This window comes from Zymomonas mobilis (genome assembly GCF_006715975.1).
GTDB classification, from domain to species: domain Bacteria; phylum Pseudomonadota; class Alphaproteobacteria; order Sphingomonadales; family Sphingomonadaceae; genus Zymomonas; species Zymomonas mobilis_B.
Genome location: NZ_VFOF01000001.1, coordinates 1,161,911 through 1,179,373, shown reverse-complemented (window position 1 = coordinate 1,179,373; position 17,463 = coordinate 1,161,911). Strand labels below are relative to the sequence as shown.

Sequence of the window (17,463 nt, the reverse complement as noted above, 5' to 3'; positions counted from 1 at the left end):
AGGGACGACATGACTTTCTCTTTCCATAAAATGCATGGGCTTGGTAACGATTTTATTGTTCTTGATGCCCGTAAGAACCCTGTCCAGATGAATCCGGCGTTAGCGCAAGCATTAAGCAATCGTCATACCGGCATAGGCTGTGACCAGCTTATCATTATAGGCAATGGTCAAAATCAAGCCGATGTTTCTATGGAAATATGGAATGCGGACGGTTCCGAAGTAGAAGCCTGTGGTAATGCCACGCGCTGTGTGCCTGTTTTCTTGAAACGAGATGTTATCATCAGCACCGCCGCCGGTTTGCTCGATGCCCGTCTTTCCGATGAAGGCGCTTGTGTTGATATGGGAAAGCCGCGACTTGCATGGGATGAGATCCCCCTCGCCTATGCGATGGATACGCTGAAAATGCCTGTTGCATGGGAAGGTTTAAAAGAACCTTCTGCGGTTAATATGGGTAACCCTCATGTTGTTTTTGTGGTCGAGGATGTTGATGCAATCGATTTTGGAAGATTAGGCAATATTATTGAGCATGATCCCCTGTTTCCCGAACGGATCAACGTCAATATCGTTATGGTCATAGGCGAGAACCATTTAAAGATGAGGACATGGGAACGTGGTGCAGGTTTAACGCGCGCCTGTGGCACCGGTGCTTGTGCGACCTTTGTTGCAGCCAAAAGACGGCGACTAGTCTCTGGGAAAACCAAAATCGACCTTCCAGGAGGGCAGCTCACTTTAGATGATAATAGCGATGGTCACGTTATTATGCGGGGGCCTGCGACCTATGTTTTTAAAGGCGAAGCGGATTGGGCAAGTTTCTCATGAGTTCACCGGATATTATTACTTTAGGTTGTCGTCTAAACATTGCTGAAAGCGAAGCGATCAAGCAGGCCTTGACGGATAAAGACGGCAGTCAGGATCTTATCGTTATCAATAGCTGTGCTGTCACCTCACGCGCAGTGGCACAGACGCGTCAGGCTATCCGGCGGGCAAGCCGTGAAAGACCCGATGCCCGTATTGTTGTTACCGGATGTGCCGCCCAAATTGACCCGAAAATTTTTGCAGATATGCCCGAAGTTTCGCGCGTTATCGGCAATGTTGAAAAACATCAGGTCGAGGCCTTTGATTTTTCTAAAAATGGCGATGATGCACGGATACAGGTAACCGATATCAACAGCCTGAAAGAAACGACGCCTCATCTGATTGCGGCCTTCAGCGAGCATAGCCGCGCTTTCCTTGAAATTCAGAATGGCTGTAATCATCAATGCAGCTTTTGCATTATCCCGCAAGGACGGGGGCGCAATCGTTCGGCCTCTTTTGATAATATTCTGGATTGCGCCCGCAAACTTATTGCTGATGGGCATCAAGAACTGGTTTTAACCGGTGTCGATCTGACCTCTTATGGTTATGATTTGGATAAACCCAGCAATCTTGGGGAATTGGTCGCTTTTCTGCTGAAAAAGCTGAGAAATCTAAAAAGGCTTCGCCTATCCTCGCTTGATCCTAACGGGATTGATTCCCTTTTGATGGAACTCATCACCGAAGATGAACGGATTATGCCGCATATCCATCTGTCCTTACAGGCGGGCGATAATCTTATTTTAAAGCGGATGCGGCGGCGTCATAGTCGGGAACAAGCGGTTGAGCTGGTTTCACGGTTAAAGAAACGGCGGCCAGAAATTGCCATCGGTGCCGATATTATTGCGGGTTTCCCGACTGAAGATGAAGAGATGGCAGCCAATACCCTGCGAATGATAGATGATTGTGATATTGTCTTTGGACATATCTTCCCCTACTCACCGCGCCAAGGCACACCTGCGGCAAAGATGCCTCAGGTGCACACGCCTTTAATCAAAGAACGCGCCCAAAAGTTAAGAGAAGCTGCCAAAAGCCGCCAAGAAGCTTGGTTAAAAACGCTGGTCGGTAGTCGGCAGTCTGTGCTTTTGGAAGGTGATGGTGGCCGTGGACATACACCGCAATTTGCCCCTATTCGCTTAAACGAAGCGGTGGCGGAAAGCGGCATTGTTGAAATGATGGTTACTGCTGCGGATAAAGATGGCCTGATCGGAAAAAAATTATGAGCGATACACCTTGGTATAAAAAAATCGGTTTTGGTCTGAAACGGACATCTGAACGGTTAACTGAAAATCTGTCTTCCATTGCATTAAAAGCAGCCTTGGATGACGAAACACTGGACGAAATTGAAGAAACGCTGATTGCTTGCGATCTTGGCCCCGGAACGGCTGGACGCATCAGAGAACGGCTGGCTACCGAACGTTTTCCGCAAGGCGTGACTGAATTGGAAGTGCGAGAAGTCGTCGCACAGGAAATAACCAAAATTTTAGAACCAGTTGCCAAACCCATTGAGATTGATGCTTTTCCCAGACCGCAGGTTGTTTTGGTCATTGGTGTCAATGGATCTGGTAAAACGACCACCATCGCCAAACTTGCCCATTGGTTCCAAGAACTCGATTACGAGGTAATGCTGGTTGCCGGTGATACTTTCAGAGCCGCCGCGATCGGACAATTAAAAGTTTGGGCAGACAGACTGGAAATCCCGATCATCAGTGGTGCCGAAGGGGCAGATGCGGCTAGCTTGGTATTCCAAGGCGTAAAAGAAGGCACAGCGCAAGGTACGGATACCTTGATTGTCGATACGGCTGGCCGTCTTCAGAATAAAAGCGGCTTGATGGATGAATTAGCCAAAATCAGAAAGGTTTTGGGACGGCTTAATCCAGCAGCACCCCATAATGTTATTCTGGTTCTAGATGCCACCAATGGCCAGAATGCGCTTTCCCAGATTGAAGTCTTTAAAGAAATTGCCGGCGTTTCCGGTATTATTATGACCAAGCTTGATGGCACCGCACGAGGTGGTATCATGGTAGCGGCGGCTGAAAAATATGGCCTGCCTATTCATGCCATCGGGGTAGGTGAAAGCATGGATGATTTACGTCCTTTTGATCCCGAAGCCGTTGCCCGAGCGATTGTTGGTTTGCCTCATAAGTAAACGCCGGTTTTTAAATTAAAGGCTGTTATTGTATAATAGTCCTCGACATTAGGGCGATTTTTGTTATCACGCTTTTCACCAGAAGGTCGGGCGGCCGCCGGTATGTTTTTATAACATACGGGAGGAAAGTCCGGGCTCCAAGGAGTAACGGTGCCGGATAACATCCGGCGAGGGTGACCTCAGGGAAAGTGCCACAGAAAACAAACCGCTTTTTACTTCGGTAATAAAGTAAGGGTGAAAAGGTGCGGTAAGAGCGCACCGCATTTCCGGTAACGGCGATGGCAAGGTAAACCCCACCGGGAGCAAAACCGAATAGGGATGGCATATGGGCTGGCTCCGCCCCGTCATCCGGGTTGGTTGCTGAAGACCAGAAGTAATTCTGGTTTTAGATGAATGGTCGCCTATCCAGCTTTGCTGGTGGACAGAACCCGGCTTATAGACCTTCTGGTAAATAACAAACCTTGGTTTTCTTTGTTATTTGCCTCTTTTTTCTAAAGAAAGTATATTCTTGCCCTTTGGACTTTGGCTGGTTTTTCGGTTGAGGGTAATGTTACATACTAGGCAGCATATATAAATTATGGCTCGATATACAAAATCCAGCTCTTGGGGCTTTCCGCGTTGGCGAGGTTACAGCGATGCTAACCACGCCGCCCAGAAAGTAAGGATATGTGACCGCGAAGGTTGCGATAAACCAGGTAATTTCCCCGCACCAAAATCTCCAAACAATCCTGATCGCTGGTATTTTTGCGAAGAGCATATTGTAGAATATAATCGCGGCTGGGACTATTTTGCAGGTCTATCAAAAGAAGAAGCCGCCAAACGTCAGGCTGAAGAAAAAAGACAATCCGCCGGATATTCATCGACTAATTATAGTTGGGAAGGTTCAGAAAATGGCCGTTCTAACGAAGTTCTTGAGGCGCTTAGGGTTCTGGAACTGGATGCGGATGCCGATTTCGAGATGGTAAAACTTCAATGGCGGCAATTAGCCAAAAAATGGCATCCTGACCTTAATCAGGATGATGAAAAAGCCGTTAAGCATTTCCATGCCATTCAGGCGGCCTTTGACCTTTTACGCAATCGGGAAGAACGTGGCAGTTTTTAATTCTGCCCCGTCAAAATTATCCTTATTCATCCTATCCAGTAAAAAACGGCTATTCTGTGGATTCTGGTAACGGCTGTTTTTGCGATATCTCGGCGGCAATGCTCTGTGCTTTTTGATAGGTTACCGGCACCGAAAAAGTCAGGACATTATCCCGAATAGGGCTGCCTAATACCAATTGGCTTAAAACCGCCCCTTTAAACCGGATTTCTATCATCTGGCTGAAACCATTTCCAGCGGTTGCCTCTGTTAGCCTTTCTGTGCCGTCTCCGGTCAAGGTTAACATGATGATAGGATTGCCTTTTAATTGGGGTAACGCACGGGCATCAATAATATCTGCCGGTGCAATTAGCTGATCACCGATAAAAAAGCCGTTTTTATCTTTACCCTGCCCCTTGCCATTCCTTCTATCCGTCTCTTTATCAAGCGGTATCGGTTCGACTTTCGTGACGGTAACCGGTGCAGATGCCAGTAAAAGGGCAGATAAAATCACTTATAGCGCTCCGCAGTGCTTCGAATAAGGGCGATCATATTAGGAATTCCCTGTGTCCGATTGGAACTAAGCTGGTTTTTCAAATCAAAAGGCGCAAGCAAGGCTTCGATATCGGTATTAATGATATCTTCTGGTTTCTTATTCTGCACTGTCAGCAAAACGAGGGAGATAATCCCTTTTGTAATGGCAGCATTGGAATCGGCCAGAAAGTGCAGCGTACCGTCCTCTTTCGTGGTCGGATAGACCCAGACCGAAGCCGAGCAGCCTTTGACCTTGGTAGCATCTGTTTTCAATGCGTCCGGCATTTCTTCCAGATGCCGCCCGAGATCAATCAGCAAACGGTAGCGGTCATCACTTTCAAGGAAATCATATTCTTCTTCGATATCAGCGAGTGTCGTCATAATAGAACATTTATTAGCAGAGGAACGGTTCACTATCTATGGCAAAGAGCCAGAGGGGATAGCAATATAAATCAGATTTAAAGCAAGAATTATCCCTATAGTGACATTTTACACATCAAAAAGGGAATGCCTTGATTTAAACTAATGGACTGATATTTTCCTTTTTTGATTTTGGAACGGGCTGATCAAGAGCTTCAATAGCCTGATTAAGCGCGAAATTCTGATAATTGTCGGTCACGATATGTTCTAATACGGCGATACGGTCTTTCATCGAAAGAATTTCTTCTTCCATTTTTTGAGAAGATATATCGTTTAACTTATTCACGGCCGTTTTTTCTTTATGCCGGTAAATGGTTTTTATAATACCACTTACAAAGACCAGAGCGACGATGATAACCGCTGTCCATTGAATGCCGTGCATTTTATCTCCCTTCATGCCCAATCGGGCAATTTGCCTTAACGCAAATTGTCTATTTCTTTCGACAGCCGTCGATCTTGGCTGGTGATGTAGGTCTCTACCTTTGCCAAGCGGACATTAATGTCACGAAAGCGGCTTTTGACATTACGAAGACTGACGCTGGGCTTTGTTCGAACCCCTTGCCAAAAACGGGTTTCGTCGCCATCCATTTCCTGTAATTGCCGCGGCTTATCCTCGGTCAGCCATACAGTCACAAAATAGGCAATGATCGTCCATGGAAAGCCCCCGATTAAGGTCATGACGATGATCAAAACTCTTATAAGGGAGACATCAATCCCGAGATAATCAGCAAGGCCAGAACAAACCCCAAGCAACTTGCCATTGGCTTTATCACGATAAAATTTGGTGCGGCGAAAATCCAATTTACCCTCCTGAAAGAATAAAAAAATTTATTTGGAAAGGTTGATATTGTTATCCGAGGAGTCTTTTTCCGCCGCGATAATCCGCTCTATCGTCTGCAAGCGTTCTTCAAGCTTACAAGCACTTTCGTAGAGTTCTTCTATTAAATGCTCGTCTGCTGCGCTGATGCCCGATGATTTTTTCCACTGGGTAATATAGTGCAAAAATATCCAAGGCACGCCGATGAAAAGAATGAAGCATACCGCAATAGGTGCAATCGAATCCATTATTTACCCCTGTTTATGACGAAGCTGATTCCGTAATTCGGCCAGTTCCTGTTCAATCTTGTCGTCACTTCCAAGATTGTCGATTTCTTCTTCCAAAGACATGCCCCGAATGCCGGCGGCATCAGCTTGCCCTTCGGCGATATCCACCCGACGTTCCAAGGTTTCAAAACGGGCAAAAGCCTCTTCGGTCTGGGAACCCTGATACAGGTCACGCATTTTCAGACGCTGTTTTGCCCCTGCATAACGGGTGGCTAATATCGATTGACGGCTGCGGGCTTCATTCAGCTTGTTTTGAAGCTTGATGATGTCGCCTTCTGACGCTTTCAAGGCTTCATTCATGCTTTCAGCTTCTGCTGACAAATCCTCGATGAGGCTGCTCGCTTTATGTCTTTCGACCAAGGCGGCTTTTGCCAAATCCTCGCGGCCTTTGCTCAAGGCTAATTCGGCCTTGTCGAGCCAATTAGCTTCGATCTTTTTTAAACGTCCAATCTGGCGTTCTATTTCTTTTTGATCGGCAATCGTTTTGGCGGCAGAAGCCCGAACTTCGATCAGGGTTTCTTCCATCTCCAAAATAATCATCCGGATCATTTTTTCCGGATCTTCCGATTTATTGAGGATATCGACAACATTAGCAGCGATAATATCGCGGGTTCTTGAAAATATACCCATTTTAGACCTCCGGTTTGTTTTCGTTAAAGGCAAGCTGTTCTTGGGCGAGTTCGATTGCAACATCCTTATTCTGTTCTCTGAGTTGTCGAGTGACCTGCCGATTAACATCCGCCAATTCTTGCAAATTTGAATCAAAAAGTAATTTTACTTGAATATTTTGCGCCTTGCTATGAAGGCTGTTTGGCAATGGGGGATAATAAACATCTTTTGCGACCCGCAGGGCTTCCTGATCCAAAATCATATTACCCGTGGGATGAACCATATGGATATCATGTGGGTGCCCTTCTTTATCAATAGTCAGGCCAAGAACGCTTACCTGTACACCGTCGTTGGCCTGATCATTGATATCTTCGTGAATGGCCTGATTTAAATTATGGTTGACGGTCGATGTCCATTTTTCAAGATCATGATCAACTGTCATCGCAAAGGCCGGTGCGGCGGTCATCCATAATAAAGCCGCCGCTGCACAGCCGCTTTTGACCAGAAGAGGACGGTTTTTATGGACAGTAATCATTTTCGCATAACCTTTTAATCATAGAGTGTCTTTGATGATCTTTATCTAAGCACCCTCCGTGCCAATTTTATTTTTTCATTTAAAAACAATATCTTATAGAAATAATGTAATTTTATAGGGAAAATGTGCAATATATTTATTGCTAAATAGTGGTGTATTTTCCTAACAATTAGCAATGCATAAAAAATCTTTTGTTATCGGGCAATCTAGTGCTTTTTTGGATGCGGTAGAATTAGCCAGTCGGGCCGCTAGCTTGGATAGACCCGTGCTGGTTATTGGAGAGCGCGGCACCGGAAAAGAATTGATCGCGGAAAGATTGCACCATCTCTCATCTCGTTGGTCAGCGCCTTTGGTAACACTGAATTGTGCCACTTTACCGGAAAACCTTATAGAATCAGAACTATTTGGCTATGAAGTCGGTGCTTTCACTGGGGCAACGCGGGCAAAAACAGGCCGCTTCGAACAGGCGGAAGGCGGCACACTTTTTCTTGATGAATTGGCAACGCTTTCCTTATCAGCACAAGAAAGGCTGTTACGCGCCGTAGAATATGGAGAAGTCAATCGCATCGGCGCGACCCGCCCGATCAAAGTCGATGTCCGTATTGTCGCTGCAACCAATGAAGATTTGCCTTCTCTCGCTAAAAATGGCCGCTTCAGGTCTGACTTATTGGATCGTCTTTCCTTTGAGGTGATTACCCTGCCCCCGTTACGCTATCGGCTGGAAGATGTTCGCTTATTAGCGGAATATTTTGGACAGCATATGGCTTTAGAATTGGGCTGGACACAGTGGCTCGGTTTTGCACCTAACGCACTGAATATTCTGGAAAATCACCTATGGCCAGGTAATATCAGAGAATTACGCAACGTAATCGAACGCAGCCTTTATCGTTGGGGAGATCCCGACCGTGCGGTCGAAGAAATTATTCTTAATCCCTTTGCCTCTCCATGGCGTCCTATGACGAAAAAGGAACCTGAAAACGACATAGTCAGTGCGGAAACGCCAAAGCTATCAGATGATTTCTCTATAAAAGCGGCACAGGATGGTGACTTAAAGGCGCTTTGCCAGAAATATGAATGTTATTGTGTTGAACAGGCCTTGAAGCGTCATCGCTATAATCAGCGAGCTACCGCCAAAGCCTTACATTTAAGCTATGATCAATTGCGGCATATTTTGCGGCGGCATGGCCTGTTTTCTGGTGGCGATGATACCGAGAAAACGGCAAAAATCTCAGAATTTAAATAATTTAATTACTGTTATTGAAAAACAAAACATTCTTTTCTTTTCATTATCATAAGGCTGTTTGTTGCTTAATATATTGAAATATAATGATTTTATGGTGGATCGGCTATGCCAAGGTCGATTTCGCTAAAATGGTAACTTTTTGATAGTTGCTGCGTTCTCTCATTATAGGTTTGACCATATTGACGGAATTAGGAGATTACATCATGGCTTTCGCATTACCAGCCCTTCCCTTTGGCGTAAAAGATCTGGAACCCTTCACCTCAGCAGAAACGCTCGAATATCATCATGGCAAGCATCATAAATCTTATATCGATAAGACGAATAGCTGGATTGATGAAAAGAAGCTTGCCGGCTTAAGCCTCGTTGAAGTGATCAACAAAGCCGTCGAGACCAAAGACAAAGGTCTGTTCAACAATGCGGCACAGGCTTGGAATCATAACTTCTTTTGGCTTGGATTGGCCAAAGCAGGGCAGAAGCCAAGTGGCAAGCTGGCTTCTTTGATCGAAGAAAGCTTTGGTTCTACCGAAGCGTTGCTTGAAAAATTGGCAGCAGAAGCCGTTGGCCATTTTGGTAGTGGTTGGGCATGGCTTGTTTTAAAAGATGGCAAGCTGGCTATTACTTCTTATCACGATGGCGATACGCCCGTCGCACATAAGGATGTGAAGCCCCTTCTGACACTCGATGTTTGGGAACATGCCTATTACATCGATTATCGGAACGCTCGTCCGAAATATGCAAAAGACGTGCTGTCCAACATCATTAACTGGGAATTTGTGGCAAAGAATCTCGACGGCGAAGGTGTCAGCCGTGCGGATCTGAAACAGGCCTAATTTCAGTTCAAAAAATGCCAGATGCCGGTCTGTTTTACAGGCCGGCATTTTTTATGACTTAATTCGGGAAGTTAGAAAGACTGATCCCGACAGACTGGCAATCTGAATAAGCATCGGGCTTACGGATAAAGACCCGGATATGGCGCACATGAGCGCGGGCTGCGATCAAGTCATAGATTTCCTGCGCCAAGGTTTCTTGCAGGTTAAAATGCCGATCTTCAACCAAGCCAGATAGTGCCTGATGAATATAATCATAATTCCAAAAATCTGAATTGATATCATCGCTGACAGGCAGCACAGCTTTATCAAGTTCAATATCCAGATTGACCAAAATACGCTGGCGTTTATTCAGCTCATGATGGTGAAATCCGATAGCGGCCATCAACGACAAATCTTCAACATGAAGCGAATAGCTTTTGGGCTGTAAATAATCGGGAATGAGCCCGCGGGCAGTTTCAGGCCTGAATATAGTATCACTCATAATAACCTCGAAATACAGAAATTGTCTTATCACTAGACTGATTGTTGCATTGTTATAGCAGCCAACAGACCATAAAGAATCTTATATTTCCCTTTCATAAGAGAGCCATTCGATTGGCAGTTATCTATTTCATTGTCAGTTATAGAGAGTTGCCTAAAATTTAGGCATGTCAAGAAAACGCCCTAAAAATATGATGTTTTTGGGCTTTTCCCCAATTTTATCCACAGGTTGATCCTCTGCTTTGGGGATAAATATCTCTGATTACACCGTCATTGCATATCTTTTTTTTACAAAGAGTCAGAGAATCATTCCGAAATAAAAAAAAGCATCTTAAAAGCGCAGGTCTTTGAAAAAGAAATTTATTTTCTTTCCCTATAATCGAGGCATATGAAAGAGTGACAACGCTTATCCCATTAAACAAGATAGATTCACAAACGATAGAAGATTTATTGGATATCGGCTTTGGTAAAAATCGCCACACCCGAACCGCCTATCGTTTACGAGAAGGGGTAAGCGCTATTCCTGATCTCTCTTTTGCGGCTGTTGATGGGGAGGCCTTACAAGGCGTTATTCAATGCTGGCCTATCCGGCTTTCCTGCTTGAATGGTAAAAAGTTACCGATGATTCTATTGGGGCCTGTGGCGGTGCATCCTGATTACCAAGGCTATGGTATCGGTCAAACTTTGGTGCAACATAGTCTGGATGTCGCCGATAACAGCGAAATCAGAGGCCATGATGCGTTTATGCTGATTGGAGACCCTGAATATTATAATCGCTTTTTCGGCTTTTCTAATGAAGAAACGGCTGATTGGCGTCTGCCTGGCCCAGTTGAAAGACGGCGTTTACTTGCTCGCTTAACCTCTTCGCGATTGCATGATCGGGCGGGTATGGTTGAAGCGGATATACTGCCCGTTACCGCGAAAGAGGTTTGATCGTTATGTCTGTTTCTTTACCCGATCAAGCATGGCGGCATCAGGATGGTCTAAGCGATTTAATCAAATCGTTGGGTGGCGATGAGATGATCCGCTTTGTTGGCGGTTGCGTGCGCGACACATTATTGAACTTGCCAGTCAATGACATTGATTGCGCAACCCGTCATCATCCGGAAAAAACAATCGATCTTATCAAATCAGCTGGTTTTAAAGCGATTCCAACGGGGATTGAGCATGGCACCATCACGGCGCTACTCCCCTCCTGTGCAGTTGAGATTACCAGTCTACGGCAGGATGTCTCAACCGATGGTCGCCATGCAACGATTGCCTATAGCGATAATTGGGAAGATGACGCTAAAAGGCGCGATTTCACGATTAATGCCCTTTACGCCGAAGCAGAAAGCAGTCGCATCCATGACTATTTTGGTGGATTAGCCGATCTGGAAAAGCATTCTGTTCGTTTTATTGGCAATCCTGAAACGCGTATTGCGGAAGATCATCTCCGTATCCTCCGCTATTTCCGCTTTTATGCGCGCTTTGGTCAGGCTACGCCTGATGCCACCGCCTTGGCGGCATGCATCAAAAGAGCCAATGATCTGATGGCATTATCCCGCGAACGGATAGCCAGCGAAGTTTTAAAAATTCTGGCTTTGCCTAATCCCTTGGCAGTCATCACCCTGATGATAGAATCCGGCATTTTTAAACCAATCCTGCCAGAAATCACGATCGAGGGTGCCAACCATTTGCAGCGCCTGCTGGAACGAGAAAAAGCCTATGATGTGTCAGGCGGCGATGCCTTGATGCGATTGGCGGCATTGCTTCCTGAAGAAGCCGATCTTGCGCGTTCTTTGGCGCAAAGGCTCCGCTTTTCAAAAGAACAGAAAAAATATCTGATTGCCCTTCTCACTCAAGAAGATGAGAAGCCGCTTGTTCTGGCATGGGCTATTGGAAAACAGGCTACTATGGCGCGTATCCTACTCTCTGATAGAAATGAAGATACGGTCAAGACTGCTATAGCCGCTTTGAAAGCGTGGGAACGCCCTGTCTTTCCGTTAAAAGGCGGTGATCTGATCGCTAAAGGCTTAATCGCAGGGCCTGTCGTGGCGGCCGTTCTTCAAAATGTCCAAAAACAATGGGTCGATGCTGAATTCCCTAACAGCGATTGGGTGCAGGAAAAAGCCGACAGCGCAATAGCCGAAGCAAAAGCCCAATAATCGTTAGTTTTTATTGGATGCCAGATAAAAAGCGATAGCTTCATCAGCGGGTAGCGGACGAGAAAAATAGAATCCTTGGGCATAATCACAGCCCAAATCCATGATAATTTTTCTCTGTTCCAAGGTTTCAATGCCTTCGACAATGGTTTTGATCGAAAGCGTTGAAGCCATGCTGATAATGGCACGCGTAATGGCGACCGCAGTTTTGTCTTCGGCTAAATTGGCAACAAAGCTGCGGTCTATTTTTAGATGGTCAATCGGGAAAGTCTTGAGATAAGACAAGGATGAATAACCGGTGCCAAAATCATCCATCGAAATTTTGATGCCCAATTCATGCATGGTATTGATGACGCTGACACTCTGTTCAGGATAGCGCATCAAAGCACTTTCTGTTAGCTCCAATGTCAGACGCTCGCCATTCATTCCCGTCTGATTTTTAATATCGGTAATGACCTGCATCAAATTATCACGCATCAGCTGTAATGCCGAAACATTGACCGCAACCCTCATCGGCAGGGTATATCCGACTTGCTTGTCCCATTGTTGCTGAGTGCGTACCGAACTTTCTAATGCCCATCGACCTAACGGCACAATAAGGCCAGATTCTTCGGCGACTGGAATAAATTCGACAGGAGACACAGGCCCTAGCTGCTCATGATTCCAACGTGCTAAAGCTTCGAAGCCGACAACTCTTTTATTATAAGGCGACAATATCGGTTGGTAGACCAGATGAAGGTCGCCGTTTTCGATTGCCCGTCTAAGATCCGTTTCAAGGCTGAATCTTTTTTGTAAAACGCTAGCTTCGCCAACATTATACACTTCGACATGATCGGTTTCTTTTGCGTGTTTTAGCGCGATCTGAGCGTCTCTGAGTAAATCTTCAGAGACCTCAATCCGTTCATCCATCAGGGAAAAGCCGATGGCGCAGTTAACCTTCACCTTCAGATTGGCAAGATTAAAAGGTGTCGACATCAACGCTTTGATACGCCGTGCCGCATGCCAAACATCAGATGTTCCGAGGTTAAGCGAGAGCAAAATACCAAATTGATCGCCGCCGATCCGTCCCAGCCGATCCCCCGGCCTTAAAACAGAAGCTAAGCGTCTGGCAACGGAAACCAGTAGTTCATCGCCGACAACGGACCCCATACTTTCGTTAATTCGACTAAAACGGATAAGATCGATTGCAATAACAGCAACTGCCGCTGTGCCTTTGGTCCCTTTTTCAAGGGCAATGACATCATCCAACAGACGTGAAAAACCAATGCGATTAGGAAGGCCGGTCAAACTATCCCGCAGAATTTTCATCCGCATTGTCGAACGGAGCTCTGCCGCCTGCGTATTATCGACCGGTACCATCAAATAACAGGTCATACCATGTGTTTGGCATGGCATCATGGTGACGGTTATTTTGTAACAGCGTCTTTTCTGGCTGCCAGGGGGCATCCAGTCAAATTGATAAGGCTTGTCTTGGGAGACCGGCGCATATTTAAGCGCAGCCACCAATTCAGGATGCAGATTGACGCTGGTATCGCCTTCCCAAGGCGACAGATTAGCAGCCTTGGGTTCGCTAGCGATATCCGTAAAAAGTTGATTACAGAAAAGTACAATCGGTTTTTTATTATTGAAGGTAATAAGCGCCGCTGGAAAAGGCATGGCACTAAGATAGCTCTGCTGCCAATTGTCGAGAGCTTCATCAAAATGACGGGCACTGCCATTCATTACACCGGTCGTTTGTAATATATGATCTGGCATAATTGATTTTCCAGCGGCCCCTAATCCACCCGTTAAGCAATAATAATAAATAAAAAGTGAAGGCCGCAAATAAGAATGTTAATTTATCTTAATACTCTATGCGCCATTATTATTACGCTATATTAATATTATAAGTGAAAGCATCCCAAAACAAAGAAAAAAATATTATACTGTTATGTGAAAAACTTATAAAAAGAGCCATAACGGACAAATATAAATTTTTAATTAAAAAACAGCCTCTAATCGTTATGAAAACCGATTATTTTTTGGAAAACCAACCGGTGGCAAGCGTCCACTAGCACCACGGGCAACGACCCAAGGCTTCATATCGGTTTCTGTTCTTACACGGCCAGACTCGCCACCCATTGGCCAGCTTAAGCCTTGTTCAAAGATAAAGGTCGTCACATCTGACAGGTGGCCGCCGCGATAACGCTGTAACTGGACACCGCTTCCTTTGGCTAATTCGGGGATTTCAGATAGCGGGAAAACCAACAATTTCCGATTTTCACCTATAAGCGCAATATAATCATGGCCTTCTTCAATGACTTTCAAAGCCATCAAATATTCGCCTTTTCTAACCCTAACGATTTGTTTGCCTTTACGGGTTTCTGCTACCAAATTAGCCATTTGGGTAATAAAGCCGCGCCCATCAGAACACACTGCCAGCAATTTACCTTCTGCATTAGAAGGTAGAAGCGCCATTATTTTGGTCTCGTTGCTGATATCCAGCATTAACCGGACAGGCTCGCCATAGCCGCGCCCACCGGGCAAACGGTCAGCCAGTAATGTATAAAAACGGCCATCTTCTGTCGCGATCAAAAGGCGGTCGGTCGTATAGGCATGGCAAAGGAAATCTGCTTCATCGCCTTCTTTAAAGCGCATGGCTTCGGTTGATTTGAGATCAACATGCCCTTTTAATCCGCGAATCCAGCCGCGTTTTGATAAAACAACGGTCATCGGCTCGCGTTCAATCATCGCATCTAACGGAATAGCTTTTGCGGGCGTTTGTTCTTCGATTAAGGTCTGGCGTGCGCCCAATTTGTTTTTCGGACTGTAACGCTTACGTAAAGCCGATAGGTCTGATTTTAGCTTTTTATTTTGCAAGGCATTGCTGTCGACTAACGCTTGAAGGCCTTCTCTTTCCTCTTTTAAGGCATCTCGTTCGGCTGTGATTTCGGTTTCTTCCAACCGTCTTAAAGCGCGCAGCCGCATGTTAAGGATTGCTTCAGCTTGACGATCTGTCAGTTTGAACTCGGCAATCATCACTGATTTGGCGTCGTCCTCATTTCTGATAATCTCGATCACCCGATCAAGATTGAGATACGCCGTCAGATAGCCTTCCAGCAGCTCAACCCGATCATCAATACGTTGTAAACGGTGACGGCAACGGCGCTGAAGCATTGAAAACTGATGTGTCAGCCATTCTTTCAATACCACATGAAGGGGCAACACGGCTGGCGTATGCTGGCAATCCAGCACATTCATATTAAGCGAAATACGGGTTTCGAGGCTGGTCAGATGGAATAAACCATCCATCAATAGCTGGGGATCAACCGTCCGGCTTCTGGGTTCCAGAACGATACGAATATTTTCGTCAGATTCATCGCGTATATCGCTAAGAATAGGCAGTTTTTTGTCGTTAATTAAAGCAGCGATTTCTTCAATTAAGCGAGATTTTGGTACCTGCCAAGGAATCTCACGAATAACAATAATCCACGCACCACGGCCGATATCTTCAACATCATAGCGCGCTCTTACCCGAAAAGACCCACGTCCCGTTGTGTAGGCATGGCGGATGGTTTCAACGGGATCAACAATCTGTCCACCGGTCGGAAAATCTGGGCCTTTGACAAAACGCAGCAAGTCTTCCGTCACCGCTTGAGGATGATCTATCATGTAGCAGATGGCATCGATCAATTCGGCGACATTATGCGGCGGAATAGAGGTCGCCATACCAACTGCGATACCGCTTGAACCATTTGCCAGAAGATTAGGGAAAAGACCGGAAAAGAATTCAGGTTCTTCTTCTTCACTGTTGTAGGTTGGGCGAAAATCAACTGCCCCTTCGTCCATGCCTTCCATCAGATCATAGGCTGCTGTGGTCAAGCGAGCTTCTGTGTAACGCATGGCAGCAGCATTATCGCCATCGATATTACCGAAGTTACCCTGCCCGTCCACCAACGGGTAACGAAGGGCAAAATTCTGGGCAAGGCGCACCATCGCATCATAAACTGACTGATCACCATGCGGATGATATTTACCAATAACATCGCCAACAACGCGAGCGCATTTTTTATAAGCGGAGGCCGGATCAAGCTTTAAAAGCCGCATCGCCCATAAAAGTCGCCGCTGTACGGGCTTTAACCCGTCTCGGATATCGGGCAAAGAGCGTGAGGTTATGGTTGATAACGCATACGCCAGATAACGTTCGGATAATGCCTTATCAAAGGCGGTTTCGGAGATATTTTCGATGTCGGAAGAAACGCTGGTCATAGATAACGGAATAACAGAATCCTGTTTATAGATAAGGGTTTAAAATCACAAAAAAGCAGAATTTTTTTATCAAAATCGGTTCTATCACGGCATGATATGCGGATTATTAGCCGATTTTTGAGCAACAGGCTTTATTCTAGCAAGGCACAGTTAAACGAAATGATCCCGATAGGGTCGATATCAAGGCCATTATCGTGTTTTTGGCCACAAGCCTTCAAACACGAATTAGAATTTTCAAATGCATGCTGGGTTCAGAGAAAAGATAAAGGCAGAAAATAGGAAAAACGAATAGGAAACGGGTAAAGCCGTTCTTTCGATAAAATCAGTTGTCAGATAAAAATTTTACCGTGCCACGGATAGAACAAGATTATTCTATCCGCAGCAGGATGCTATTTTTTATAAACCGCGATTTTTGCGATGAGATTCAAGATCAAGAACTTCGGTATCGGGATCGACGGGTAATAATCCCAACCTACGGGCAATTTCCTGATAGGCTTCGACTTCACCACCTAAATCCTGACGGAAGCGGTCTTTGTCGAGCTTTTCATTCGTGACCATATCCCATAACCGGCAACCGTCTGGGCTGATTTCATCAGCCAACAAAACGCGGCTATAGTCATTTTCCCAGATACGGCCAAATTCGAGTTTGAAATCAACCAAACGAATATTGATCGCAGCGAACAGGCCGCTCATGAAATCATTCACACGGATAGCCATATCGGCGATGTCGTGCATTTCTTCCTGGGTTGCCCAACCAAAGCAAGCAATATGCTCATCAGCGACCATCGGGTCATTCAGAGCATCATCTTTATAATAATATTCGATGATCGTCCGTGGAAGTTGGGTGCCTTCCTCGATGCCTAATCTTTTGCTCAAAGAACCGGCGGCAACATTTCTGATGACGACTTCGATCGGAATGATTTCGACCTGCTTCACCAATTGTTCGCGCATATTTAAACGGCGAATAAAATGGGTCGGGATACCAATACCGGACAACAAAGTGAAAATATGTTCGGAAACCCGATTATTGATGACTCCCTTACCGCTGATCATGCCTTTTTTCTGGGCATTAAACGCAGTCGCATCATCCTTAAAATATTGGATAATGGTGCCGGGTTCAGGGCCTTCATAAAGAATTTTGGCTTTGCCTTCGTAAATTTGGCGACGACGGGACATGAATTAGCTTCTCCGAAAAAGGAACAGGACAAATCCTGTGCCGAAAAAGGCAAGGCGATTA

19 protein-coding genes and 1 other RNA gene are annotated in these 17,463 nt (G+C 45.6%); 9 read left to right on the top strand and 11 right to left on the bottom strand.

Going from position 1 to position 17,463, the window contains the following annotated elements:
* Window positions 1-9: 9 nt before the first annotated feature.
* From dapF to FBY58_RS05170, 5 genes are all read left to right on the top strand, one after another.
* Window positions 10-819, top strand: coding sequence for a diaminopimelate epimerase (gene dapF / locus FBY58_RS05190; RefSeq protein WP_141919803.1), 810 nt, complete (start codon window positions 10-12; stop codon window positions 817-819).
* Window positions 816-2,075 (top strand): tRNA (N(6)-L-threonylcarbamoyladenosine(37)-C(2))-methylthiotransferase MtaB, encoded by a 1,260-nt coding sequence (mtaB, locus tag FBY58_RS05185; protein ID WP_141919802.1) that lies wholly within the window; start codon window positions 816-818, stop codon window positions 2,073-2,075. The genes dapF and mtaB overlap by 4 nt, the downstream gene beginning before the upstream one ends.
* Window positions 2,072-3,001 (top strand): signal recognition particle-docking protein FtsY, encoded by a 930-nt coding sequence (gene ftsY, locus FBY58_RS05180; protein ID WP_141919801.1) that lies wholly within the window; start codon window positions 2,072-2,074, stop codon window positions 2,999-3,001. The genes mtaB and ftsY overlap by 4 nt, the downstream gene beginning before the upstream one ends.
* Window positions 3,002-3,079: 78 nt before the next feature.
* Window positions 3,080-3,453, top strand: an RNA gene (rnpB, locus tag FBY58_RS05175) — RNase P RNA component class A.
* A gap of 125 nt (window positions 3,454-3,578) precedes the next feature.
* Entirely contained in the window at window positions 3,579-4,103 is a 525-nt protein-coding gene (locus FBY58_RS05170) for a J domain-containing protein (protein ID WP_141919800.1), read from the top strand.
* A 49-nt stretch (window positions 4,104-4,152) separates the two neighbouring features.
* Here FBY58_RS05170 and FBY58_RS05165 read toward each other — a convergent pair whose 3' ends face one another.
* The 7 genes from FBY58_RS05165 to FBY58_RS05135 all read right to left on the bottom strand — a co-directional run bounded on the left by FBY58_RS05165 (window position 4,153) and on the right by FBY58_RS05135 (window position 7,281).
* Complete coding sequence (locus FBY58_RS05165) at window positions 4,153-4,593, bottom strand: hypothetical protein (RefSeq protein ID WP_141919799.1); 441 nt, start codon at window positions 4,591-4,593, stop codon at window positions 4,153-4,155.
* Entirely contained in the window at window positions 4,590-4,994 is a 405-nt protein-coding gene (locus FBY58_RS05160; protein ID WP_141919798.1) for a SufE family protein, read from the bottom strand. The genes FBY58_RS05165 and FBY58_RS05160 overlap by 4 nt, the downstream gene beginning before the upstream one ends.
* 136 nt (window positions 4,995-5,130) lie before the next feature.
* Window positions 5,131-5,415, bottom strand: a complete 285-nt coding sequence (locus tag FBY58_RS05155; RefSeq protein ID WP_141919797.1) for a hypothetical protein — start codon at window positions 5,413-5,415, stop codon at window positions 5,131-5,133.
* Between the two features lie 35 nt (window positions 5,416-5,450).
* Window positions 5,451-5,834 (bottom strand): envelope stress response membrane protein PspC, encoded by a 384-nt coding sequence (gene pspC, locus FBY58_RS05150; protein WP_141919796.1) that lies wholly within the window; start codon window positions 5,832-5,834, stop codon window positions 5,451-5,453.
* A gap of 27 nt (window positions 5,835-5,861) precedes the next feature.
* Entirely contained in the window at window positions 5,862-6,098 is a 237-nt protein-coding gene (pspB, locus tag FBY58_RS05145; protein ID WP_141919795.1) for an envelope stress response membrane protein PspB, read from the bottom strand.
* A gap of 3 nt (window positions 6,099-6,101) precedes the next feature.
* Window positions 6,102-6,767 (bottom strand): phage shock protein PspA, encoded by a 666-nt coding sequence (pspA, locus tag FBY58_RS05140; protein WP_141919794.1) that lies wholly within the window; start codon window positions 6,765-6,767, stop codon window positions 6,102-6,104.
* Between the two features lies 1 nt (window position 6,768).
* Window positions 6,769-7,281: an energy transducer TonB gene (locus FBY58_RS05135; RefSeq protein WP_141919793.1), complete on the bottom strand. Its 513-nt coding sequence runs from the start codon at window positions 7,279-7,281 to the stop codon at window positions 6,769-6,771.
* Window positions 7,282-7,456: 175 nt separating this feature from the next.
* Here FBY58_RS05135 and pspF point away from each other — a divergent pair, with 175 nt between their 5' ends.
* Window positions 7,457-8,524 carry a phage shock protein operon transcriptional activator gene (pspF, locus tag FBY58_RS05130; RefSeq protein WP_141919792.1) on the top strand — a complete coding sequence of 356 codons (1,068 nt, stop codon included), beginning with the start codon at window positions 7,457-7,459 and terminating at the stop codon, window positions 8,522-8,524.
* Between the two features lie 203 nt (window positions 8,525-8,727).
* A complete protein-coding gene (locus FBY58_RS05125) occupies window positions 8,728-9,354 on the top strand; it encodes a superoxide dismutase (protein WP_141919791.1) in 627 nt (208 codons plus the stop codon).
* Window positions 9,355-9,412: 58 nt separating this feature from the next.
* On the opposite strand, the gene FBY58_RS05120 is transcribed toward FBY58_RS05125, so the two are convergent.
* A complete protein-coding gene (locus tag FBY58_RS05120; RefSeq protein ID WP_141919790.1) occupies window positions 9,413-9,835 on the bottom strand; it encodes a dihydroneopterin aldolase in 423 nt (140 codons plus the stop codon).
* A 395-nt stretch (window positions 9,836-10,230) separates the two neighbouring features.
* On the opposite strand from FBY58_RS05120, the gene FBY58_RS05115 reads away from it, so the two are divergent.
* Both FBY58_RS05115 and FBY58_RS05110 read left to right on the top strand, forming a co-directional pair.
* Window positions 10,231-10,767: a GNAT family N-acetyltransferase gene (locus FBY58_RS05115; protein WP_141919789.1), complete on the top strand. Its 537-nt coding sequence runs from the start codon at window positions 10,231-10,233 to the stop codon at window positions 10,765-10,767.
* A 5-nt stretch (window positions 10,768-10,772) separates the two neighbouring features.
* Window positions 10,773-11,981 (top strand): CCA tRNA nucleotidyltransferase, encoded by a 1,209-nt coding sequence (locus FBY58_RS05110; RefSeq protein ID WP_141919788.1) that lies wholly within the window; start codon window positions 10,773-10,775, stop codon window positions 11,979-11,981.
* A 3-nt stretch (window positions 11,982-11,984) separates the two neighbouring features.
* On the opposite strand, the gene FBY58_RS05105 is transcribed toward FBY58_RS05110, so the two are convergent.
* The 3 genes from FBY58_RS05105 to purC form a co-directional block, all read right to left on the bottom strand.
* Window positions 11,985-13,733 carry a bifunctional diguanylate cyclase/phosphodiesterase gene (locus FBY58_RS05105; protein ID WP_141919787.1) on the bottom strand — a complete coding sequence of 583 codons (1,749 nt, stop codon included), beginning with the start codon at window positions 13,731-13,733 and terminating at the stop codon, window positions 11,985-11,987.
* A gap of 246 nt (window positions 13,734-13,979) precedes the next feature.
* A complete protein-coding gene (gene parC / locus FBY58_RS05100) occupies window positions 13,980-16,226 on the bottom strand; it encodes a DNA topoisomerase IV subunit A (protein ID WP_141919786.1) in 2,247 nt (748 codons plus the stop codon).
* 396 nt (window positions 16,227-16,622) lie between these two features.
* Window positions 16,623-17,402, bottom strand: a complete 780-nt coding sequence (purC, locus tag FBY58_RS05095; RefSeq protein WP_141919785.1) for a phosphoribosylaminoimidazolesuccinocarboxamide synthase — start codon at window positions 17,400-17,402, stop codon at window positions 16,623-16,625.
* Window positions 17,403-17,463 lie beyond the last annotated feature (61 nt).